Source organism: Novosphingobium sp. FW305-C-111 (genome assembly GCF_058783565.1).
Map to the genome: position 1 here is coordinate 80,214 of NZ_JBYSYP010000011.1, position 22,018 is coordinate 102,231.

At 66.8% G+C, this 22,018-nt stretch carries 17 protein-coding genes; 7 read left to right on the forward strand and 10 right to left on the reverse strand.

Features of this window, described 5'->3' with window-relative positions; genetic code table 11:
- Window positions 1–82: 82 nt before the first annotated feature.
- The 4 genes from fabF to aspS all read right to left on the reverse strand — a co-directional run bounded on the left by fabF (window position 83) and on the right by aspS (window position 4,792).
- Window positions 83–1,345, reverse strand: a complete 1,263-nt coding sequence (fabF, locus tag AC3WLD_RS13460) for a beta-ketoacyl-ACP synthase II (RefSeq protein WP_492557481.1) — start codon at window positions 1,343–1,345, stop codon at window positions 83–85.
- Between the two features lie 172 nt (window positions 1,346–1,517).
- Complete coding sequence (locus AC3WLD_RS13465) at window positions 1,518–1,754, reverse strand: acyl carrier protein (protein ID WP_028657713.1); 237 nt, start codon at window positions 1,752–1,754, stop codon at window positions 1,518–1,520.
- 119 nt (window positions 1,755–1,873) lie between these two features.
- Window positions 1,874–2,911, reverse strand: coding sequence for an acyltransferase family protein (locus AC3WLD_RS13470; protein WP_492557482.1), 1,038 nt, complete (start codon window positions 2,909–2,911; stop codon window positions 1,874–1,876).
- 99 nt (window positions 2,912–3,010) lie between these two features.
- Window positions 3,011–4,792: an aspartate--tRNA ligase gene (gene aspS, locus AC3WLD_RS13475; RefSeq protein ID WP_492557483.1), complete on the reverse strand. Its 1,782-nt coding sequence runs from the start codon at window positions 4,790–4,792 to the stop codon at window positions 3,011–3,013.
- 142 nt (window positions 4,793–4,934) lie between these two features.
- Between aspS and rnd the strand changes: the two genes are divergently transcribed.
- The 3 genes from rnd to AC3WLD_RS13490 all read left to right on the forward strand — a co-directional run bounded on the left by rnd (window position 4,935) and on the right by AC3WLD_RS13490 (window position 7,636).
- On the forward strand, window positions 4,935–6,155 hold the full coding sequence (gene rnd, locus AC3WLD_RS13480) for a ribonuclease D (protein WP_492557484.1): 1,221 nt from the start codon (window positions 4,935–4,937) through the stop codon (window positions 6,153–6,155).
- A 124-nt stretch (window positions 6,156–6,279) separates the two neighbouring features.
- Complete coding sequence (locus AC3WLD_RS13485) at window positions 6,280–7,176, forward strand: hydrogen peroxide-inducible genes activator (RefSeq protein ID WP_492557485.1); 897 nt, start codon at window positions 6,280–6,282, stop codon at window positions 7,174–7,176.
- 1 nt (window position 7,177) lies between these two features.
- Window positions 7,178–7,636, forward strand: a complete 459-nt coding sequence (locus tag AC3WLD_RS13490; protein ID WP_492557486.1) for a hypothetical protein — start codon at window positions 7,178–7,180, stop codon at window positions 7,634–7,636.
- Between the two features lie 6 nt (window positions 7,637–7,642).
- On the opposite strand, the gene pgsA is transcribed toward AC3WLD_RS13490, so the two are convergent.
- A complete protein-coding gene (gene pgsA / locus AC3WLD_RS13495) occupies window positions 7,643–8,236 on the reverse strand; it encodes a CDP-diacylglycerol--glycerol-3-phosphate 3-phosphatidyltransferase (RefSeq protein ID WP_492557487.1) in 594 nt (197 codons plus the stop codon).
- 116 nt (window positions 8,237–8,352) lie between these two features.
- Here pgsA and AC3WLD_RS13500 point away from each other — a divergent pair, with 116 nt between their 5' ends.
- Window positions 8,353–9,702 (forward strand): MFS transporter, encoded by a 1,350-nt coding sequence (locus tag AC3WLD_RS13500; protein WP_492557488.1) that lies wholly within the window; start codon window positions 8,353–8,355, stop codon window positions 9,700–9,702.
- Window positions 9,703–9,714: 12 nt separating this feature from the next.
- Here the strand turns inward: AC3WLD_RS13500 and AC3WLD_RS13505 are convergent, their stop codons facing one another.
- From AC3WLD_RS13505 to AC3WLD_RS13515, 3 genes are all read right to left on the reverse strand, one after another.
- Entirely contained in the window at window positions 9,715–10,026 is a 312-nt protein-coding gene (locus AC3WLD_RS13505; protein ID WP_492557489.1) for a hypothetical protein, read from the reverse strand.
- 171 nt (window positions 10,027–10,197) lie between these two features.
- Entirely contained in the window at window positions 10,198–10,380 is a 183-nt protein-coding gene (locus tag AC3WLD_RS13510) for a CsbD family protein (protein ID WP_492557490.1), read from the reverse strand.
- Between the two features lie 84 nt (window positions 10,381–10,464).
- Window positions 10,465–10,896 carry an EVE domain-containing protein gene (locus AC3WLD_RS13515; protein WP_492557491.1) on the reverse strand — a complete coding sequence of 144 codons (432 nt, stop codon included), beginning with the start codon at window positions 10,894–10,896 and terminating at the stop codon, window positions 10,465–10,467.
- A 62-nt stretch (window positions 10,897–10,958) separates the two neighbouring features.
- Between AC3WLD_RS13515 and AC3WLD_RS13520 the strand changes: the two genes are divergently transcribed.
- Entirely contained in the window at window positions 10,959–11,894 is a 936-nt protein-coding gene (locus tag AC3WLD_RS13520) for an isopenicillin N synthase family dioxygenase (RefSeq protein ID WP_492557492.1), read from the forward strand.
- Window positions 11,895–12,041: 147 nt separating this feature from the next.
- On the opposite strand, the gene clpB is transcribed toward AC3WLD_RS13520, so the two are convergent.
- Both clpB and AC3WLD_RS13530 read right to left on the reverse strand, forming a co-directional pair.
- The gene (gene clpB / locus AC3WLD_RS13525; RefSeq protein WP_492557493.1) at window positions 12,042–14,621 is read right to left on the reverse strand and encodes an ATP-dependent chaperone ClpB; all 2,580 of its coding nucleotides are present in this window, start codon (window positions 14,619–14,621) and stop codon (window positions 12,042–12,044) included.
- Window positions 14,622–14,837: 216 nt separating this feature from the next.
- Window positions 14,838–16,463, reverse strand: coding sequence for a M28 family metallopeptidase (locus tag AC3WLD_RS13530; RefSeq protein WP_492557494.1), 1,626 nt, complete (start codon window positions 16,461–16,463; stop codon window positions 14,838–14,840).
- 310 nt (window positions 16,464–16,773) lie between these two features.
- Here AC3WLD_RS13530 and AC3WLD_RS13535 point away from each other — a divergent pair, with 310 nt between their 5' ends.
- The gene (locus tag AC3WLD_RS13535) at window positions 16,774–18,996 is read left to right on the forward strand and encodes an acylase (RefSeq protein WP_492557495.1); all 2,223 of its coding nucleotides are present in this window, start codon (window positions 16,774–16,776) and stop codon (window positions 18,994–18,996) included.
- A gap of 122 nt (window positions 18,997–19,118) precedes the next feature.
- Window positions 19,119–21,998: a M16 family metallopeptidase gene (locus AC3WLD_RS13540; RefSeq protein WP_492557496.1), complete on the forward strand. Its 2,880-nt coding sequence runs from the start codon at window positions 19,119–19,121 to the stop codon at window positions 21,996–21,998.
- Window positions 21,999–22,018 lie beyond the last annotated feature (20 nt).

A 22,018-nucleotide genomic window follows, 5' to 3' on the forward strand; every position in this document is an offset into this window, starting at 1 on the left:
CGCCGCGCGACACTGCTGGATTGCCGCGGGGCTGCGCCCCTCGCAATGACGAGAGATGGTTGCGGGACATTGGCCCCTCCGCTCAGTCCTCGACCGCCTTGACGATCACGCTGGCGTTGGTCCCGCCGAACCCGAACGAATTGTTGAGAGCGGCGCGGACCTTGCGCGGCTTGGCCTTGAGCGGAACGAGGTCGACGCCCTCGGTCCCCTCGTCGGGATTGGTCAGGTTCAGCGTCGGCGGCACGACCTGGTCGCGGATCGCGAGGATGCAGAAGATCGTCTCGACCGCCCCGGCCCCGCCGAGGAGGTGGCCGATCGCCGACTTGGTGCTGCTCATCGAAGCGCCGCCGAGATCGTTGCCGAGCACGCGCTTGACCGCGGCCAGCTCGATCGTGTCGGCCATCGTTGAGGTGCCGTGGGCGTTGACGTAGTCAATGTCGCCCGGCTCCATCCCGGCCTTGCGCATCGCCATCCGCATCGCGAGTTCCGCGCCCTTGCCCTCGGGGTGCGGCGCAGTGACGTGGTAGGCATCGCCCGACAAGCCATAGCCGACCACTTCGGCATAGATCTTCGCGCCGCGCGCCTTGGCGTGCTCGTATTCCTCGAGCACCACGACGCCCGCGCCCTCGCCCATGACGAAGCCGTCGCGGTCCTTGTCATAAGGGCGGCTGGCCTCGGTCGGGCGGTCGTTGTAGCTGCAGTTGAGCGCGCGGGCCTGGGCGAATCCGGCCACACCGAGCGGGTTGATCGTGCTTTCCGCGCCGCCCGCCAGCATCACGTCGGCATCACCGTCCTTGATCATCCGCGCCGCGTCGCCGATCGAGTGCGCGCCGGTCGAACAGGCGGTAACCACCGCGTGGTTGGGGCCCATCAGGCCGTACTTGATCGAGACCTGGCCCGAGATCAGGTTGATCAGGCGGCCATGGACGAAGTGCGGGGAGACGCGGCCCGGGCCCTTTTCGTGGAGAACGATCGATTCGCTCTCGATCCCCGGCAGCCCGCCGATTCCCGAACCGATCGAGCAGCCGGTGCGCATTTTGAGGTCGTCGTCCATCTCGGCAAGCCCGGCGTCCTCGAGCGCCTGCCCGGCAGCGTCGATGCCATAGACGATGAACGGATCGACCTGGCGCTGGATCTTGTGGTCGACGCGCTTGCCGGCGTCGAAGCCGTACTCGTGGTCGGCCGGCTTGACCTCACAGGCGATCTTGCACTTCTGGTCGCTGACATCGAAGCGGGTGATCGGCCCGGCGCCGCTCTTGCCGGCGATAAGGTTCCGCCACACGGTTTCGACATCCGCCCCAAGCGGGGTGACGAGGCCCAGTCCGGTTACGACCACACGACGCATATTACTCTCCGCAAATTCCGTGGGGGCTCTGCAAGTCTTTGTCGGAAAACACAACAGGCCCAGACCCGTCCGGGGCTGAGCCTGTCGAAGTCCCGCCCTCCCTTGCTCCGCAGCGGAAGAAGGACTGCCCTTCAGCTAGCTCAGGGCGGACGGGGTTATGAGAACGAGCCGATCAGCCCTTGTTCTCGTCGATGTACTTGATCGCGTCCGAAACGGTGCTGATCTTCTCAGCCGCATCGTCCGGAATCTCGACGCCGAATTCTTCTTCGAACGCCATGACGAGTTCGACGATGTCGAGGCTGTCGGCGCCCAGGTCGTCGATGAAGCTGGCGTCTTCGGTGACCTTGTCGGCCTCGACCCCGAGGTGCTCGACGACGATCTTCTTAACGCGGTCGGCGGTATCGCTCATTGAATGCCCCTTCGCAGGAAATCTGTTCTTCAGTCAGGCAAGCGCCCTAATCAACGCGGGCGGCGCTGGCAAGGGGGCGCAAGCCCCGCTCTGCCCATTCGCGGCAGGTCGCGCGGAAGTTACGGAAAGGGGAAGCGGCGCTTGAGCCGGTTGAGCGGCGCTTCGAGCGCGAACCATGAGAGGGTGGCGACTGCCAGCGTCGCTGCCGTCATCACCACGAAGACTACTGGGCCGCGGTGGAATATCCGCCAGCTTTCGGTCCACTGCATCGCGCACCACCATAGTGGCAAGTGATAGAGGTAGATGCCGTAACTGATCCGCCCGACGAACGTGAGCGGGCGCCACGACAGAAGGCGCCCGGGCCACCACGCACTGTCGTTCGCCGCGAACCATACCAATGCCGGGAACAGCAGGAGCAGCGGCAGGCTCGCCCAGGTCGACCGTCCGAAGTCGCCAGCGACGACAACCGCCCAGCCCGCAAGACCCGCCCAGCCCGCCGGTCGCAGCCAGCCGAGCCGCTCAGGCCGGGCGCGACCGATCACCGAAAGCAGCGCCCCCGCGGCAAGACTGTCGAGCACCGCCGGAAGCAGCCCATATAGGTTGTCCTCCCCGCCGCTCGCCTCGACCGTGCCGGAAAATGCCAGCGACAGGAGGATCAGGAGCGCACAGGTGGTGCCGAGCCAGCGCCGCGGGACCAGCAGGACGAGCAGCGGCCAGGCGATGTAGAACTGCTCTTCCGCCGCCAGAGACCACCATGCGGCAGTGTACCAGGGCACATAATCGCCGCGCAACGCGAACAGGATGTTGGTGCCGTAAAGCACATGCCACCAGGCGACGTCGCGGATCCCCTCGGCATCGACGAGGACCGCGAGTCCCAGCGTGAGGTAATAGGCTGGCCACAGCCGCAGCGCGCGGCGGATGTAGAAGTGGCCAAGCGAACTGCCGCCCGCGTCGCGCGCCTCGAGCAACATGCCCGTGATGAGGAACCCCGACAGCACGAAGAACAGCCGCACGCCGAGCAGTCCGGCGTTCGATGCCTCGTCCCAGAAGTGGCTGTAGAGCACCAGCAGCACGGCCACCGCCCGCAGCCCGTCGAGCTGAGGCCGATACGCCGCGCCGGGCGCGGGCGGGGTCCAGGCAAGCCAGCGGGCGAGCATCAATCGGGGTCGATGCGCCCGCGGCTGCCCAAAACGCCAAGTCCCATGCCCGTCCCCCGGTTTCCCCGGCGACGGAGCATAGGCATTTTACGGCGGTTGTCAGCCCTTCGGCTGTTCGACCACGCGGATGTTGAGTTCGCGCATCTGGCGCGGTTCTGCCGGGCTCGGCGCGCCCATCAGCAGGTCCTCGGCGCGCTGGTTCATCGGGAACAGGGTGATCTCGCGCAGGTTCTGCGCGCCGCAGATCAGCATGACGATGCGGTCGACGCCCGCTGCCATCCCGCCGTGCGGCGGCGCGCCGTACTGGAAGGCGCGGTAAAGCCCGCCGAAGCGCTCCTCGACGTCGGCCTTCGACAGTCCGACGATCTCGAACGCCTTGACCATCGTGTCGGGCGACTGGTTGCGGATCGAGCCCGAGGCGATCTCGAACCCGTTGCAGACGAGGTCGTACTGGTAGGCGTTGATCGTCAGCGGGTCCTGGTTCTGGAGCGCCTCCATCCCGCCCTGCGGCATCGAGAACGGGTTGTGGCTGAACTCGACCTTCTTGTTGTCCTCGTCCCATTCGTAGAACGGGAAATCGACGATCCAGCACAGCTCGAAGCGGTCCTTGTCGATCAGTCCGAGCTGTTCGCCCACGCGGGTGCGCGCCGCACCGGCGAGCTTGGCCGCCTGCTCTTCCTTGCCCGCGGCGAAGAACAGCCCGTCATCGGGACCGAGGCCCAGCTTGTCGTAAAGCGCGGCCATCCGCTCCTCGCCGTGGTTCTTGGCGATCGGGCCGCCGAAGGTGCCCTGCTTGCGGGTGACATAGCCAAGGCCGGCGTGACCCTCTGCGCGGGCCCACTCGTTCATCTCGTCGAAGAACTTGCGGCTCTTGTCGGCGGTGGACGGCGCGGGGATCGCGCGGACCTTGCCGCCGGTGCCGACGATCTTCTCGAACAGGCCGAAGCCCGACTGGGTGAACTCTTCCGAAACGTCCGCAATCAGGATCGGGTTGCGCAGGTCCGGCTTGTCCGAGCCGTACTTGAGCATCGCCTCGGCATAGGGGATGCGCGGGAAGCTGCCGGTGGGGGTGACGGGACGGCCTTCGGCAAAGGCTTCGAAGACGCCGCCGATCACCGGCTCCATCGTCTCCCACACTTCTTCCTGGGTGACGAAGCTCATCTCGAGGTCGAGCTGGTAGAACTCGCCCGGCAGGCGGTCGGCGCGCGGGTCCTCGTCGCGGAAGCACGGCGCGATCTGGAAATAGCGGTCGAACCCGGCGACCATCAGCAGCTGCTTGTACTGCTGCGGGGCTTGCGGGAGGGCATAGAACTTGCCCGCATGGATCCGGCTCGGCACGAGGAAGTCGCGCGCGCCCTCGGGGCTGGAGGCGGTGAGGATCGGGGTCGAAAACTCGGTGAAACCGGCCGCTTCCATTCGCCGGCGCATGTCGGAGATGACCCGGGTGCGCTTCATGATGTTGGCGTGGAGCGTCTCGCGGCGCAGGTCGAGGAAGCGGTAGCGCAGGCGGATATCCTCGGGATATTCCTGCTCGCCGGCCACCGGCATCGGCAGCTCCTCCGCGGCCGAGAGCACCGTGGCGGAGCGGGCGAACACCTCGATCTCGCCGGTGGCGAGGTTGGGGTTCACGGTGTTCGCGGTGCGCAGCTTGACCGTGCCCTCGATCGTCACGACGGATTCGGCGCGGATGCCTTCGAGCACGGGCAGGGCCGCGCTGTCGACGTCGGCGACGATCTGGGTCATCCCGTAGTGATCGCGCAGGTCGACGAACAGCACCCCGCCGTGGTCGCGCTTGCGGTGCACCCAGCCCGAAAGGCGGACCGTCTCGCCGACGTTGTCACGGCTCAGCGCGCCGCAGGTGTGGGAGCGATAGGGATGCATGAAACTCTTTCCAATCCGCTTGCAATAAGGCAGGGGGCGAAACCGCGCGGCTAACAGGCGATGGCCGCGCTTTTGTCAAGCCGAGGGCCCCTGCCGGGCCCACCCCACCGGGTCGTGAGGGCGGCCCATACAGAAAAGAACCATGAAGATACACCCACTGATCACGACGACCGAGGCGCTGGCCGAACTCTGCGCCCGCCTCGCCAAGGCCGATTTCGTCTCGGTCGATACCGAATTCATGCGCGAGAACACCTACTGGCCCGAGCTGTGCCTGGTGCAGATCGCCGATACCGAGGAAGCCGCGGCGATCGATCCGCTGGCCCCGGGCATCGACCTCGCCCCGCTGCTCGACCTGCTGGTGGATAACGAGGACGTGCTCAAGGTCTTCCACGCCGGCGGGCAGGACGTGGAGATCATCTACAACCTCACCGGCAAGACGCCGCACCCGATCTTCGACACCCAGATCGCGATGATGGCGGTCAGCCAGTCGGAGCAGATCGGCTATTCGAATCTCGTCGAATCGTGGCTGGGCATCTCTGTCGACAAGGGCGCGCGGTTCACCGACTGGGCGCGCCGCCCGCTGACCGAGCGGCAGATCGAATACGCGATCGGCGACGTCACCCATCTCTCCAAGATCTTCCCCCGCCTCCTGAAGCGCCTGATCAAGACCGGTCGCGGCGAATGGCTCGACGCTGAAATGGAGAAGCTGGCGGACCCGGAAAACTACCGCACCGATCCCGAAACGGTCTGGCACCGGATCAAGGCTCCGGGCCGCAACCCCGCAGTGCTCGGCCGCCTGAAGGCGCTCGCCGCATGGCGCGAGGCCGAGGCGATGGACAAGAACATCCCGCGCGGCCGCATCGTCCGCGACGAGACGCTGGCCGACATCGCCGGCCACCCGCCCAAGGCCCAGGCCGACCTCGCAAAGGTGCGCGGGCTCTCCTCGGGCTGGGCGAACAACGAGATCGGCCGCCGCCTGATGCAGACGCTGGCCGAGGCCAAACCGCTGAGCGAAGCCGAAATGCCCGCCCGCGCCCCGCGCGGCGCACCGCTCGGCAAGGAAGGCGCGCTGGTTGCCGACTTGCTCAAGCTGCTGCTCAAGATCCGCAGCCGCGAGATCGACATCGCCGCGCGCCTCCTCGCCCGCACCGACGACCTCGAGCTGCTGGCCGCCGGCGTGCGCAAGAACCTGCCGATCCTCGAAGGCTGGCGCTACGAACAGTTCGGCCGCGAGGCGCTCGAACTGGTCGAGGGCAAGACCGCCTTCGCGGTGGTCGGCGGCAAGCTCAAGATGGCGCACATCGACGACATCGGCGGGAACGGCGGCGCGGACGACCACGAGGCGCATGCGCACGTGGATTGAGGCCGGCACCAGCCATCGTCATTGCGAGCGAAGCGAAGCAATCCAGCAGCAGTGCGCTTTGCACTGGATTGCCGCGGGCCTGCGGCCCTCGCAATGACGACTTAGGGCGTGTACATTTTCCAAGATGACCACCTACCTCCCCACCCTCAAGCAGCTGCAGTACCTCGTCGCGCTGCACGAGCACGGGCATTTCGGGCGCGCCGCGGACTCGTGCTTCGTCTCGCAGTCAACGCTTTCCGCGGGGCTGCGCGAGCTGGAATCGCTGCTCGGCATCACGCTGGTCGAGCGGACAAGGCGGGTGGTGCGGTTTACCCCGCTCGGCAACCAGGTCGTCGCCAAGGCGCACCGCCTGCTGCGCGAGGCGGAGGAGCTGTCCGAGCTCGTCCAGGCCCACGGCGCGCCGCTCGCCGGGGAACTCAGGATGAGCGTGATCCCCACGATCGCGCCGTTCCTGCTCCCGCGCCTGCTGCCGCGGCTGCGCAGGGATCGCCCGCAGCTCAAGCTGTTCCTGCGCGAGGAGCCAAGCGCGGCGGCGATCGAATCGCTCCACCACGGCCGCGCCGACTGCGTCCTGCTGGCGCTCCCCTTCGCCACCGGCGAGGTCGAGGCCGAGCACCTGTTCAACGATCCGCTCTATGTGGCCTTCCCCAAGGACGACCCGCGCGATCCCCCGGCGGAAATCCCGCCGAGCCTCATCGACGAGGCGCGCCTGCTGCTGCTCGAGGACGGCCACTGCCTCAAGGATCATGCGCTGGCCGCCTGCAACCGCCCCGAACTGCGCGCCTCGGCGACGATGATCGGGACCAGCCTGCACACGCTGGTGCAGATGGTCGACAACGGGCTGGGGCTGACGATGCTGCCGGAAATGGCGGTCGAGGCGGGGATCCTCCACGACACCCAGATCGTCGCGCGGCCGCTGAAGTCCGACCACGCCTACCGCGAGATCGCCCTGGTCTGGCGCAAGAACAGCCCGCGCGCCGAGGAGTTCAGGATGCTGGCGGACGAACTGCGGGTGGAGTGAATTGGGTAAAAAGCTGTCCGAAGCCCGCGCTGAGCGTCTGGACCGCCTCTATCTGCGAGCGGTCGAAATCCGCGAGGGCCGGGCCATTGGCCTTTGGCTGCCCATCATGTGGCACCTTGCCCTGCGCCGGTATCCTGCTGCGATGGTCGAAGTTGCCGATTGGTACAGCGACGACAATCGCCTTGCCTCGTTTGGCGCAGCAGCCAGTTCGTTCAGTCCGGCGGGCCTCTATCACCGCGCGGCCCGCTACGGCGATTCCCGCGCCGCTCACAACGCCGCAATGTCGTGCTTCAATCGCAACGACATGAGTGGCTACCGTCGTTGGCTGCGTCAGTCTGCCAAACTCGGAGATGAGATGGCTCGACGTCAGCTAACGAACTTCGAACTGCGATTGCCACACGAAAGCGCCCGCAAGATCCGGCGGATCCGGCCAAACCAGAAGCGCGACGAGTTCGCCTGAGCGACCTCAATCCATGTGCTTCAGCCCGACCCGCAGGTAATCCCACCCCGTCACCACGGTCAGCACCGCCGCACCCCACAGGGTCGTCAGGCCGACGGTGTGGGGCACGTTCATCGTCAGGGCGCCAATCGTCACGTTCCACCACGGCATCGCGTGGCCGAGGATCAGCGCGCCGAGGCAGACGAGCTGGAAGGTGGTCTTCCACTTCGCCAGCTTCGACACCGGGACCGAAACCTGCAGCCCGCCGAGGAACTCGCGCAGCCCGGAAACCGCGATCTCGCGCACGAGGATGATGAGGCCCGCGATGACGTGCATGTCGCCGACATAGGGTCCGCGGAGCACGCCCTGCGCTGCGAGGATCAGGATCACCGCGGCGACCATGATCTTGTCGGCGATCGGATCGAGGAACACCCCCAGCCGCGACACCGCGCCCTGCGCCCGGGCGAGGTAGCCGTCGAAATAGTCGGTGATCCCCATCAGGCAGTAGAGCGCGAAGGCGATGGCATAGCCGAACGCCCAGTCGGGCCACCACAGGAAGAACGCGAGCAGCGGCACCGCCACGATCCGCGACAGGGTGAGGAGGTTGGGCAGCGTCAGCATCGCCTTGCTTGCTAGCGCCCCCTTGCCCCCGTGTAAAACACGCAAGGAACACTCTTGCCCGGCGCTGACTTGTCTATAGGGTCGCCCGCGCAATCGGGGATGCCGCAAGGGCCTGCATGACAACTTCGACCCATCTTGTGGCCAGCCGGCGGTTCCTGCCGCTGTTTGTCACCCAGCTCCTCGGAGCGTTCAACGACAACCTCTTCAAGAACGCGATGGTGCTGTATGTGGTGTACAGCGTCTACAGCTCGGAAGAGGCGGAGGCGCGGTTCTCGGCGATCGCCTCGGGCGTGTTCATCCTGCCGTTCTTCCTGCTGTCCGCACTGGCCGGGCAATTGGCCGACATGCGCGACAAGGCGCGGATCATCCGCATCGTCAAGGCTTGCGAGATCGCCATCATGCTGGTCGGCGGCAGCGGACTGGTGCTCGCCTGGCTGGCCGCCGAGAACGTCATTTCGGCCGGCGTGGTGCACTCCGCCGCGATCCCGATGATGCTGCTCGCGCTGTTCGCGATGGGGGTCCATTCGACCTTCTTCGGCCCGATCAAGTACGCAATCCTGCCCCAGCATCTCCACGATGACGAGGTGCTGGCCGGCACCGGGCTGGTCGAAGCGGGAACCTATATCGCGATCCTCGCCGGAACGATCCTCGCCGGGTGGATCCCCGTCGAGGTCGCCGCGGGCGGCGTCGTGCTCACCGCCTTGCTCGGCTGGTTCGCCGGACGGCAGGTACCCCCCGCCCCGCCGCTGAGCACGGTCGAGCCGCTCGACTACAATCTCTTCCGCTCATCCTTCGCGCTGATCCGCAACACCATGCACCATCGCCGGGTGTTCCTCGCGATCATGGCGATCAGCTTCTTCTGGACCATCGGCGCGGTGCTGTTCATCCAGTTCCCGCCGCTCGCCAAGAACGTGCTGACCGCGAGCAAGGAAGTCGCCAGCCTGTTCCTGGTGGTGTTCTCGGTCGGCGTGGCGATCGGCTCTATGTCAATCAACGCACTGCTCAAGGGCACGGTCTCCGCGCGCTGGTCACCGATTTCGGTGGTCGTGATGGGACTGTTCGTGGTCGCCTTCCACGTGGTCTGCAAGCAGTGGACACCGCACCCGGAGAACGGCCTGCTCGATGTCGGCCACTTCCTCGCCCAGCCGCTGGCGGTGCCGCTGCTGCTGACGCTGCTCGGCATCGCGGTGAGCGGGGGCATGTTCGTGGTGCCGCTCTATGCGTTCCTGACGACGACGGTCGCAAAGTCCGAGACGGCGCGCACCATTGCCGCCAACAACATCGTCAATTCGGGCGCGATGGTGGTGGGCTCGCTGCTTGCGGTCGGGCTGTCGGCGGCGAAGATCGCGCTGGTCGACCAGCTGCTGCTGAGCGCGGCGATGTGTCTCGTTTCGGCGTGGCTCGGTCAGTTGCTGTTCAACGCCGAGAAGGACGCGGCGAGCGAACGGACATCAACCTTTAACTAGGCCCCGCGGGCCCTAAAGAATGAACAGGCTCACCGCCACGAAGCACGCGGCATAGGCCATCGCGAAGTGGCGCAGGTCCTGTGCGAGCGTCGATTGCGGCGCCTGCTCTACGGCCGGCAGGATCAGCGCGCCTTCGCTGTCGCCGGCAAAGCGCTGGGTCTCACCCCGCCAGTCCCACAGCGGACGCTCTGCAGTTTCCTGCCGCGCGATTGCCGCGGCAACCTCAGGCTCATGCTGCGGCAGGCGCTGCAGCACGCGGGGCGGCAAGCTGCGGCGGAACGGATGTCCGGCGCCTTCGCTGGTGAGGACGAGTCTGCGCTTCATGGAACCTACAATTAAGAAAATCTTAACTTGGTTCCAGCGCGTCTCGTCCACAGTGCCGAAATGACGCAGTTTGCAGCCTAGCCCCTTACACCGTGGGGACAGCGCAAATGAAACGGGCGGCGCCTTCCGGCACCGCCCGCGGTATTCTTTTTCTGCAATGCTGCAGGGCGATCAGATATCGTCGCCGAGAGTGCCCTTGACGCTGCCCTTGACCTGCTGCGCTTCGCCCTTGCGCTCCTGCGCAACGCCTTCGCCATGGAGGCGGGGGCTGTCGGTCGCCTTGCCGGCGGCCTGCTTGGTGTTGCCGATGGCTTCGTTGGCGAGGCCCTTGGCCTTGTCGATCAGTTCACCCATGGGACTATCTCCTTGTTTTATGCGGCAAAACGGATTTCGCCGCTCTTGCAAGGAGATACGCTGGAAGCCGGGCTCCGTTCCCGGTTACTTGCGCTTGCTCATGCCCAGGATGAAATCCCACTCCGCCGGTCGCACTGCCGAAACCGAGAGGCGCGACAGGCGCAGCAATTCCATTTCGGCGAGTTCGGGCGTGCCCTTGATCTCGGCGAGGGAGACCGGGCGCTTGAGCTTCTTTACCGGCTTGACCTTGACCGCCGCCCACTTGCCATCAGGGTCGGTCGGATCGGTCAGCCCCGGCTTCGAGATCCTGGCGATGCCGACGATCTCCTTGCCGATGTTGGAGTGATAGAAAAACGCCAGGTCGCCCTTCTTCATCGTCCGCAGGTTGCGCGCGGCGAGATGGTTGCGCACCCCGTCCCAGGTGCCCTCGCCCTCGGCGACGAGATCGTCCCATGAATAAACGTCCGGCTCCGACTTCATCAGCCACAGCGCAGTATCGTCGTTGATTTTGGTCATGAAACCGGGGTCCCGCTCGTCTATAGGCGCGCCATTAGCGAATTTTTCGAGAACGGACACCCATGAACCTTGAAACCCTGCCGGTGCTGTCGCTGGCCAGCGACCCGGCCGCCCTCTCCCGCGAGATCGGGGAAAGCTTCCAGACCTTCGGCTTCGCGATGGTCAAGGACCACGGCATCGACCGCGCGCTGATCGACCGCGCATGGGCGCTGTCGGAGGCGTTCTTCGCGCTACCCGAAGCCGAGAAGCGGCTTTACCACGACCCCGCCATCGCCGGGGCGCGCGGCTACACCCCGTTCGGCACCGAAATCGCCAAGGACGCCAAGGCTCACGATCTCAAGGAGTTCTGGCACATCGGCCGGGACCTGCCGGACGGGCATCCGCTGTCCGATTCGATGCCGCCGAACGTCTGGCCCGAACAGCCCGAGGGCTTCCGCGAGACCTTCACCGAACTCTACCGGCAGTTCGATGAGACCGGCGCGCGGATCCTGTCGGCGATTGCGGTCTACCTCGGGCTCGACCCGCACTGGTTCGATGGCCCGATCAGCGACGGCAACTCGGTCATGCGGCTGCTCCACTACCCGCCGATCGAGAACCTCCAGGGCGAGGCGATCCGCGCCGGGGCGCACGGCGACATCAATCTCATCACCCTGCTGCTCGGTGCCGAGGAAGCGGGGCTCGAGCTGCTGACCCGCGAGGGCAAGTGGATCAGCGCCTCGCCGCCTGAAGGCGCGCTGGTGGTCAACGTCGGCGACATGCTCGAGCGGCTGACCAACAACGTCCTGCCCTCGACCGTCCACCGGGTACGAAACCCGGATGCCGAGCGGGCGCGGTTCAGCCGCTATTCGATGCCGTTCTTCCTGCACCTGCGCAGCGACTTCCCGTTCCGCACCCTGCCGCAGTGCGTCAGCGCCGCGAATCCGGATCGCTACCCGGTCTCGATCACCGCAGACGAGTTTCTGCAGCAGCGGCTGCGGGAGATCGGATTGAAGAAGTAGGAGCGGCCCCACCCCCAACCACTGTTCGCGGTATGCCCACCCCTGACCCCTCCCGCCTGCGGGAGGGGAAATGGTTGCGCTAAGCCGGGAGCTAGCCCTTCAATCCCCCTCCCGCAGGCAGGACGGGGGTCAGGGGTGGCCTTTACTTCACTCCACCGCGATCGCCAGCGCGCCGTCGCCCTCGTCGATGCGGAGGGTGCTGCCGTCGGGGATTTCGCCGCCCAGCAGCTTCTCCGCGAGCGGGTCCTGCAGGTGCCGCTGCACCGCCCGCTTGAGCGGCCTGGCGCCATAGACCGGATCGTAGCCGACCCGCCCCAGCCAGCGCTTGGCCGCCTCGGTCAGGTCGAGCGTGATCTTGCGGTCCTTGAGCAGCTTCGCCACCCGCGCCACCTGGATCTCGACGATCGGTCCCATGTGCTCCTGCCCCAGCCGGTGGAACAGGATGATCTCGTCGAGCCGGTTGAGGAATTCGGGCCGGAAGTGCGCGCGCACGACCTCCATCACCTGCGGCTCGACGCTCTCGACGTCCTGCCCTTCCTCGAGGTTGGCGAGATACTGGCTGCCGAGGTTGCTGGTCAGGATGATCAGGGTGTTGGTGAAGTCCACCTGCCGGCCCTGCCCGTCCGTCAGCCGCCCGTCGTCGAGCACCTGGAGCAGCACGTTGAACACGTCGGGGTGGGCTTTCTCGACCTCGTCGAACAGCACGACCTGGTAAGGCCGGCGCCGAACCGCTTCGGTCAGCACGCCGCCCTCGTCATAGCCGACATAGCCCGGAGGCGCGCCGATCAGGCGCGACACCGCGTGCTTTTCCATGAACTCCGACATGTCGATGCGGACCATCGCGTTGTCGTCGTCGAACAGGAAGCCGGCGAGCGCCTTGGTCAGCTCGGTCTTGCCGACGCCGGTGGGCCCGAGGAACAGGAACGAGCCCAGTGGGCGGTTCGGATCCTGCAGCCCGGCCCGCGCGCGGCGCACGGCCTTCGACACGGCGAGCACCGCGTCCTTCTGGCCGATGACGCGTTGGCCGATCACATGCTCCATCTGGAGCAGCTTCTCGCGCTCGCCCTCCATCATCTTGTCGACCGGCACGCCGGTCCACTTGCTGACGACGCTGGCGATGTCCTCGGCGGTGACTTCCTCGCGCAGCAGGGCGTTTTCGGAATGGCCCTGCGCCTCGGCGAGCTGCTTCTCGAGCTCCGGAATGCGGCCATAGGCAAGCTCCCCGGCCTTGCCGAGGTCGCCCTGGCGCTGGGCCTGTTCGAGTTCGACCCGCGCGGCGTCGAGCTGTTCCTTGACCTTGCCCTCCGCGGCGATCTTGTCGCGTTCGTTCTGCCAGCGCGTGGTCAGCTCGGCTGACTGCTGCTCGAGGTTGGCGAGTTCCTCGCGCAGGGTCGCGAGCCGGTCCTTCGACGGCTGGTCGGTCTCACGGCCAAGCGCCATCTCCTCGATCTTCATCTGGATGATCCGGCGGTCGAGCTTCTCGATCTCCTCGGGCTTCGATTCCACTTCCATGCGGATGCGGCTGGCCGCCTCGTCCATCAGGTCGATGGCCTTGTCGGGCAGGAAGCGGTCGGAAATGTAGCGGTGCGACAGGGTCGCGGCGGCGACGATCGCGTTATCGGCGATCCGCACCCCGTGGTGGACCTCGTACTTGTCCTTGATCCCGCGCAGGATCGAGATCGTGTCCTCGACCGTCGGCTCGCCGACGAACACCGGCTGGAAGCGCCGTTGCAACGCCGGGTCCTTCTCGACGTACTTCTGGTACTCGTCGAGCGTGGTCGCGCCGATGCAGTGCAGTTCGCCGCGGGCCAGCGCGGGCTTCAGGAGGTTCGAGGCGTCCATCGCGCCCTCGCCTTTGCCCGCGCCGATCAGGGTGTGCATCTCGTCGATGAACAGGATGATTTCGCCCTCGGCGCCCTTGACCTCGTCGAGCACGGCCTTCAGCCGCTCCTCGAACTCGCCGCGATACTTCGCGCCGGCGATCAGTGCGCCCATGTCGAGCGCCATCAGGCGGCGGTCCTTGAGGCTGTCGGGCACGTCGCCATTGGCGATGCGCAGGGCAAGCCCTTCGGCGATCGCAGTCTTGCCGACGCCGGGTTCGCCGATCAGCGCCGGGTTGTTCTTTGTCCGCCGGGCGAGGATCTGCACGGTGCGGCGGATTTCCTCGTCGCGGCCGATCACCGGGTCGAGCTTGCCGTCACGCGCCGCATCGGTGAGATCGCGGGCGTATTTCTTCATCGCCTCGTAGGCGTTTTCCGCGCCGGCGCTGTCGGCCGTGCGCCCGCCGCGCAGCTGGGTGATCGCCGCTTCGAGCGCCTGCGGGGTGACATTGGCGGCCTTGAGCGCCTGGCCCGCGACGGTGGTGGTGGCGAGCGCCAGCGCGACGAGCATCCGCTCGACCGTGACGAAGCTGTCGCCGCTCTTGGTCGCGACCTGCTCGGCCTGGTCGAGCACGCGGACCGCATCATTGTCGAGACCGGGGGTCGCTTGCGCGCCGCCGCCCGACACCGCTGGAATCCTGGCGAGTGCCTTGTCGATTTCAGCCTGCGCGATCGGGGCATTGCCGCCCGCACGCTGGATAAGGCCCGAGGCCATGCCTTCGCCATCCTCCAACAGGGCCTTGAGCAGGTGCTCCGGCCCGATGCGCTGATGGCTGTTGCGAATGGCCACGGTCTGCGCCGCCTGCAGGAAGCCCTTGGCGCGGTCGGTGAATTTTTCGAGGTTCATGAGACGGGTGTTCCTCCTGTTGCGAGGGAGGTAGTGTGGCTTTCATGCAACACAAGGGGTCGCTCGACAAAAACGCGTTGCGAGACGATCAGTGCCGTGGACGGCAATTCAGCGGCGTCCCCGCGAAGGCGGGGACCTCGTGCCGCAAATGGTCCGCCTGATGGATGGAGGTCCCCCCCTTCGCGGGGACGCATTTGGTTGATGTTGCGGGAAAAACTACTTCGCCGCCTTCTCTGCCTTGAGTGCGAATTCCTTGCCGAAGAAGTTCCCCTGGTACCACAGCGGGCGCTTGGCGGCGTCGGCGATCTCGCGGACGATGTAATAGTTCACCTCGGCGAACTTCGCCCCGGCCTGCCAGTCGATCGGCAGGTTCAGGTCGTCGCTCGGCTGGTGGTAGTGGGTCTTGAGGAAGTCGCGGAACTTCGCCTCGCCGCCGTTGGCGAACCCGGTCATCAGGAACACCGAGGGAATGCCCTGCTGGACAAAGCGGTAGTGGTCGGAGCGGGTGAACAGCCCTTCCTCCGGCATCGGATCGGGCGAGAGCGTGATACCCGCCTTCTGCGCGGCGTTGGCGACCATCGGCCCGAGCGTCGAGTTCTCCGCGCCGAAGGCGACGACGTCGGTGAACGGATAGGTCAGCACCGGCATGTCGAAGTTGACGAGCCCGACGATCTCGCCGCCCGTGGTCACCGGGTTGCGCGCAAGATAGCCCGAGCCGAGCAGCCCGCCCTCTTCGCCGGTGAACGCGGCGAACAGGACCGAGCGCTTGGGCTTCTCACCGCCGGCGCTGAGCTTCTTCGCGACTTCGAGCATCGTCGCAACACCCGCGGCGTTGTCCATCGCGCCGTTGGAGATCTTGTCCTCGCCCTTGCCGTGAACGCCGAGGTGGTCGAGGTGCGCGGTGAGCGCGACGTATTCGCCGGCCAGCGCGGGATCGCTGCCCGGCAGGACCGCGACGACGTTCTGGGTGGCGAGATCCTTGAAGGTGCTGGCCACTTCGATCTTCGCTTTGGCCTTCATTGGGAAGCCCTTCGGCCGCCCGCCGGTCTTGTCGGCCGCCGCGAGGATCGCGCCGAGGTTCTTGCCGGCGGCGGCGAACAGCGGGGTCGCGGCGTCGGGATTGAGCACCGCTCCGGCACGAATGCCGGGCGCCCGGCGGAACGGCTCGCCGCCCGGTTCCAGGAACGACTTCGACGGGCTGTCGGACAATTCCACCCGCCGCTCCCACGGGCGGCGAGCGGTGTCGGCGAGCGTCGGCACGGTGATCACCCCGATCGCCCCGCGGCGCATCGCGACCACGCCCTTGTCCCCGGCGAGGCTCGCGCCAAGCTCGCTGTTCATGCCCTTGGGGAAGCCCGAAAGCACGACCACGATCTTGCCGCGGACGTCGAGGCCCTTATAGTCGCTCAGCTTGAGCTCGGGACGGTCGAAGCCGTATCCGGCGAAGACCAGCGGCGCTTCGATCGAGACCTGCCGTTCGGCGATGCTCGGCCCGACAAGGACGCTGGCCGTGCTGTCGAGCACGACGTCCTTGCCGCCGTAGTTGAGCGTGACCTTCGGCGTCCCGTCCAGCCGCGCTTCGCGCACGGTCAGCTTCTGGAAGTACGATCCGGTCGCGGGATCGCCGACCGGCTTCAGCCCCATGGCCATGAACTGAGTGGCGACATAGTTGGACGCGATGTCGAACCCGCGCGAGCCGGTGTCGCGGCCTTCGAGCAGGTCGTCCGCCAGGAACGTGACATGCGCGCGCACTGCCTCGGGTGAGAACGTCACATCCTCGGCCACGGCGGGCAGCGACAGGGCGAGGAGCGGCAGGGCAAAGAAGGCGGCACGAAGGCGCATCGGTTTCTCCGGTAACTTGTTCGGGGCGAGGGCTAAGGGGTTGAGCGACGGTACGCAAGGGACTGGATCGCGGCAGCCTGCCCTGCAACCCCTTCGTCATGCTCAACTTGTTTCAGCATCCCGCCGCCGACCTCCTCCCGAGTCCGAGGAGTGAGCAGCCTTGAGGTTTGAGCAGGCCAACCAACCGTCAGGGTAGGGCGAAAGTGGACCCTGAAACGAGTTCAGGGTGACGAACCTCCATAGGAGAGAGCAATTCGCGCCTGTGACCCACGCCCTTCCCACCCCGCGCCCCGTGCGCTAGCAACCGCGGATGATCCGCAACTGGCTCGCCCGCACCACCTGGACCGTGCTCATTTTCGCGCTTGTCTTGATTCTCGGTCTGCTGGTGTGGGAGCCGTTCTTCGCTTTCACCCCCGGCCATGCCCCGCCGAAATACGATTACCGCGCCGAGATTACACGCGACGAATGGGGCGTGCCGCACATCCATGCCCGGACCGATCCGGAAGTCGCGTTCGGCATCGCCTATGCCCACGCAGAGGATGATTTCTCCACGCTGCAGGACGTCTTCGCGATGGCCCGCGGGCGCTATGGCGCGATCGCGGGGGAAGACGGGGCGAAGGTCGACTTCATATACCACCTGCTGAACGTCCGCGGGACCGTGGACGGCGAGTATGCGAAGCTGCCGGCGGACGTACACGCGTTGCTCGACGGCTATGCCACAGGCCTCAACCGCTATGCCAAGACCCATCCGGGCGAGATCAAGCTGGCCAACCTGTTCCCGGTCACCGGCGAGGACATTGCCGCCGGCTTCGCGCTGCGCCAGCCGTTCTTCTATGGCCTGGGTAGCCAGATCGGTCCGTTGGCGGAAGGCAAGCTGCCGCGCCGCGACCATGGCCCGCCGACCGATGGGAAGCCCGCGCCGGCCTATGCCCAAGGCGGCGGCGACCAGATCGACCTCGCCGCGAACAACACAAGGCCCGGCCCGCTGCCGGTGGGCGAGGATGCCGACCTTGCCGGCTCCAACGCCTTCGCCATCGCCCCCAAGCGTTCCGGCGACGGGGTGACCCGGCTCGTCTCCAACGCCCACCAGCCGTGGCGAGGCGGGACCGCGTGGTATGAGCTGGTTGTCGAAAGCGACGAGGGCTGGCACATGGCCGGGGCGACCTTCCCGGGGATGCCGCTGGTTGCGCTGGGCCACAACGACACGCTGGGCTGGACGAACACCGTCAACCGGCCCGACCTCGTCGATGTCTACAAGCTGGTGCTGAACGCCGATGGCACGCAGTACCGGCTCGACGGGCAGTGGAGGCCGCTGGAGAAGCGCACCGTCTGGCTGCCGGTCAGGTTCGGGCCGCTAACCCTGCCGATCCCCCGGACGGTCTGGCGCAGCGAACATGGTCCGGTGATCGTGAACGACCAGGGCGCGTTCGCGGTGCGCTATGCGGGGATCGGCAGCCTCGGCAACCTGACCGAGTACTACCGCCTCAACCGCGCCCGCGACATGAACGAATGGATGGCGGCGCTGAAGCTCATGGCCATTCCCTCGACCAATTTCCTCTACGCCGACAAGGCCGGGAACATCGCCTACGTCTACAATGCAATGATCCCCCAGCGCGTCCCGGGGCAGGACTGGCGCGGGATCCTGCCGGGCGACCGCTCGGACCTGATCTGGCGGAAAACCGTGCCGTTCGAGGCTGTTCCGCAAATCCTCAACCCGGCTTCAGGTTTCCTCTACAACGCCAACAACACGCCATTCCTCGCCGCCGGCAAGGGAAGCGAGCTCGATCCCGCAAGGTTCGCGCCGGAGATGGGCGTGGAGCTCGACGTCACCAACCGCACCCGCCGCGCCGCGCTGCTGCTCGATGCCACCAACCCGATCGGGCGGACCGAGCTCGAGCGGATCAAGTACGACACCGGCTACGAGCGCACCGGCTATGTCGCGTGGATGCTCGATGCCATCGCGCGGCTCGATCTGCGCAGCGAACCCAAGCTGGCCGAGGCGCAGAGGCTGCTCGCCACCTGGGATCTGAAGGCCGACGGCAACGGCCGCGCGGATGCGCTTGCCGTGATGGTGCTCAAGGAGGCGATGTCCTCCAGCTACAACCTCAAGCCCGCGCCCGATCCCAAGGAAGAGCTGAAGAAGGCGAGCGAACACCTTGAAAAGTACTGGGGCCGGATCGACCCGCCGCTGGGCGAGGTGATCCGCGTGCGGCAGGGCACAACCGACCTCCCCATGGACGGCGGCGGCGACACCTTGCGCGCCGCGACCAGCTGGAACGTCGATCCCGACGACGGGCGGCTGCTGATCAAGCACGGCGACAGCTTCGTGATGTTCATCGAGTGGCCAGCCGGCGGCGGCGCTGTCCGCTCCGAATCGATCCAGCCGTTCGGCGCGGCGACGACCCGGCCGAAAAGCAAGCACTTCGCCGACCAGGCACCGCTGTTCGTCGCGCACCGACTGAAGCCCGTGCATTTCGAGCGCGCGGACATCGCCGCGCACGCTGCCAGCCGCGAGGTGGTGACGAGCCGGTAGGTCAGTGCGCCCATCTCGTCGTCCCGGACGACGCGCTGAGTTGGTGTCGTTGATCGACAGCCACTAGACCTCCGCCCCGCTTCCGTTACCACAGCAACCAAATCTTCCAGGCCGGGAACCCCATGCGTCTTCTCTTCACGACCGCCCTCGCCTCGCTGACCCTCGCCGCCTGCGCCCCGCAAACCGCCCCGCTCGCCAGCGCCCCGGCGCCCGCCCCGACAGCGAGCCCCGAACCCCGCCCAGCGCCGCTCGGCGAACTGGTCAAGGCGGTAGACATCCCCTTCGAGACCTTCACCCTCGCCAACGGCCTGACCGTGATCGTCCACACCGATCGCAAGGCCCCGATCGTCGGCGTGACCACGTACTACCGGGTCGGCTCGAAGCACGAACCCAAGGGCAAGACCGGCTTCGCCCACCTGTTCGAGCACCTAATGTTCACCGGCTCGGAAAACGTGCCCAACTTCGACATCCCGCTCGAGGCAGCGGGCTCGACCCCGACCAACGGTTCGACCTGGTACGACCGCACCAACTACGTCGAGGTGGTCCCCACCGGCGCGCTCGACCGGGCGCTGATGATGGAAAGCGACCGCATGGGGCACCTCCTCGGCGCGATCGACCAGGCCAAGCTCGACAAGCAGCGCGGCGTCGTCCAGAACGAGAAGCGCCAGCGCGACAACCAGCCTTATGGTCTCGCCGAGTATGCGCTGGGTGACGGCCTGCTGCCGGTCGGCCACCCCTACCGCCACTCGACCATCGGTTCGATGGCCGACCTCGACGCCGCCAGCCTCGCCGATGTCCACAAGTGGTTCATCGACAACTATGGCCCCAACAACGTGGTCCTCGCGCTGACCGGCGACATCGACCTCGCCACCGCCAGGGACAAGGTCCAGCGGTGGTTCGGCGGCATTCCCGCAGGCCCGGAAGTTCGCAAGGTCGAGGCGGCGCCGGTCACCCTCGCCGCGCCGGCGAAGCGCGAGATGACCGACCAGGTCGCGACCATCCAGCTCTCCCGCAACTGGACCGGGCCGGCGCTCTCCGACCCCGACCGCATCCCGCTCGAGATCGGCCTGATGGTGCTGGGCGGCCTTTCCAGCTCGCGGCTGGACAATGCGCTGGTCCGCGGAAGGCAGCTGGCGGTATCGACCTCGGCGGGGCTGCAGGACCATGAGCAACTGAGCTTCATCATCGCGGAAATGGATGTGAAGCCGGGGGTCGACAAGGCGACGGCGGAAGCCGCATTCGCCGGCGAAATCGACCGGCTGGTCCGCGAAGGGCCCACCGCGGACGAGGTGCAGCGGGCCGCAACCCGTCTGATCGCCGAAGAGATCGGCCAGCTCGAACGGGTCGGCGACATGGGCGGCAAGGGCATGACGCTGGCCGAGGGCATGCTCTACCAGGGCGATCCGGCCGCCTACAAGAAAGACCTCGCCGCCGCGGCCGCGGTGACCCCGGCCCAAGTCCAGGCCGCCATGGCAAAGTGGCTCGGCCGCCCGCCGTTCGACCTCGCCGTTGTCCCTGGCGAGCGCACCGAGAAGGGCGACGCGATGGGCGGCTGGGGCGATGAAGGCACCGCGCCCTCTTCCAAGCCGAAGAAAGCGAAGGCGCCCGTCGTCAAGAAGGGACCGAAGCGGGACATTCCGCCGATCGCCCCGGTCGCCGACCTAGCCCTGCCGCCGATCGAGCACGGATTTCTGCGCAACCGCATCCCGGTCCAGCTGATGCGCCGCACCGCGGTGCCGAAGGTGCTGATCGCGGTCGATTTCAACGCCGGCTACAGCGCCGACCCGCAGGACCGGCAGGGCGTGCAGTCGCTGATGCTCGACCTGCTCGACGAAGGCGCGGCGGGCGAGAGCTCGGCCGAGATTGCCGAAACGCAGGAACGGCTCGGCGCGACGATCACCGCGAGTGCGTCGCTCGACGCCAGCACGGTGACGCTCGACGCACTCTCCGCCAATCTCGCGCCCTCGCTCAGGCTGATGCACGACATCGTGCATTCGCCCAGCTTCGATCCGGCCGAAGTGGCGCGGGTGAAGGAGCAGCGGATCGCGCAGATCGCGCAGAACCTGTCCTCCCCCAACGGGCTCGCCGCCGAGGTCCTGGCCCCGGCGGTGTTCGGTCCCGACCATCCTTATGGCGTGCCGTCCGGCGGCCTGGGTTCGGCGAAGGTCATCGCCGCGCTGACGTCCGATGACCTCGGCCGCGAGCACGCCAAGTGGTTCCGCCCCGAACTGGCCTCGATCACTGTGGTCGGCGACACCACGCTGGAAGAGATCCTGCCGCTGCTGAACGAGACGTTCGGGACCTGGGGCATCCCTCATGCGATGCCGCCGATGAAAAGCGTGGACGCGCCCGTGCCCGCCGCCTCGCCCCGGATCATCGTCATCGACCGGCCGAATTCGCCTCAGTCGGTGATCGCCGCGGGGAAGGCCCTGCCGATGACCGGAAGCGACCCCGACGTCGCGGTCGACCTCGCCAACGAAGTGATCGGTTCGGGCTTCCTTTCGCGGCTCAACAACGACCTGCGCGAGGAAAAGGGCTGGACGTACGGTGTAGGCAGCTCGGTACGGCGCAGCGTCGGCCCGCGCAGCTTCGTGGTGCAGACGGCGGTCCAATCCGACCGAACGGGCGATTCGCTCAAGGTGCTGATGGCGCAGATGGCGGCGTTCCCCGCCACCAAGCCGGTCGATCCGGTCGAGCTCAACCGGGTGACCGACGGCAACATCCGCGGGCTGCCCAACCGCTACGAAACCAATGCGCAGGTGCTCGGCCAGCTCGTCCTCAACCGGCGCCTCGGCCGCCCGGACGACTGGGACGCCACGCTCGCCAGTCGCTACCGCGCGGTGGATGCCAAGGCGCTCGACGCGGCGGCGGCGAAATACCTCCAGCCGCAGGACATGGTCTTCGTGGTGGTGGGCGACCGCAAGGTGATCGAACCCCAGCTCAAGGGGATCGGCCTGCCGGTCGAGTACCGCACTATTGACATCGGTGTAGATAAGCAGTGAACTCGAGACCACCTTACGGA

Coding starts and splice junctions, on each gene's coding strand:
- pgsA (WP_492557487.1), bottom strand. CDS start 8,236: ATGCTGACGCTGCCCAACCTCCTCACCCTGTCGCGGATCGTGGCGGTG.
- AC3WLD_RS13470 (WP_492557482.1), bottom strand. CDS start 2,911: ATGCTCGCCCGCTGGCTTGCCTGGACCCCGCCCGCGCCCGGCGCGGCG.
- AC3WLD_RS13535 (WP_492557495.1), top strand. CDS start 16,774: ATGATCCGCAACTGGCTCGCCCGCACCACCTGGACCGTGCTCATTTTC.
- rnd (WP_492557484.1), top strand. CDS start 4,935: ATGAAGATACACCCACTGATCACGACGACCGAGGCGCTGGCCGAACTC.
- AC3WLD_RS13520 (WP_492557492.1), top strand. CDS start 10,959: ATGAACCTTGAAACCCTGCCGGTGCTGTCGCTGGCCAGCGACCCGGCC.
- AC3WLD_RS13485 (WP_492557485.1), top strand. CDS start 6,280: ATGACCACCTACCTCCCCACCCTCAAGCAGCTGCAGTACCTCGTCGCG.
- AC3WLD_RS13465 (WP_028657713.1), bottom strand. CDS start 1,754: ATGAGCGATACCGCCGACCGCGTTAAGAAGATCGTCGTCGAGCACCTC.
- AC3WLD_RS13530 (WP_492557494.1), bottom strand. CDS start 16,463: ATGCGCCTTCGTGCCGCCTTCTTTGCCCTGCCGCTCCTCGCCCTGTCG.
- AC3WLD_RS13515 (WP_492557491.1), bottom strand. CDS start 10,896: ATGACCAAAATCAACGACGATACTGCGCTGTGGCTGATGAAGTCGGAG.
- AC3WLD_RS13540 (WP_492557496.1), top strand. CDS start 19,119: ATGCGTCTTCTCTTCACGACCGCCCTCGCCTCGCTGACCCTCGCCGCC.
- AC3WLD_RS13500 (WP_492557488.1), top strand. CDS start 8,353: ATGACAACTTCGACCCATCTTGTGGCCAGCCGGCGGTTCCTGCCGCTG.
- AC3WLD_RS13505 (WP_492557489.1), bottom strand. CDS start 10,026: ATGAAGCGCAGACTCGTCCTCACCAGCGAAGGCGCCGGACATCCGTTC.
- fabF (WP_492557481.1), bottom strand. CDS start 1,345: ATGCGTCGTGTGGTCGTAACCGGACTGGGCCTCGTCACCCCGCTTGGG.
- AC3WLD_RS13510 (WP_492557490.1), bottom strand. CDS start 10,380: ATGGGTGAACTGATCGACAAGGCCAAGGGCCTCGCCAACGAAGCCATC.
- aspS (WP_492557483.1), bottom strand. CDS start 4,792: ATGCATCCCTATCGCTCCCACACCTGCGGCGCGCTGAGCCGTGACAAC.
- clpB (WP_492557493.1), bottom strand. CDS start 14,621: ATGAACCTCGAAAAATTCACCGACCGCGCCAAGGGCTTCCTGCAGGCG.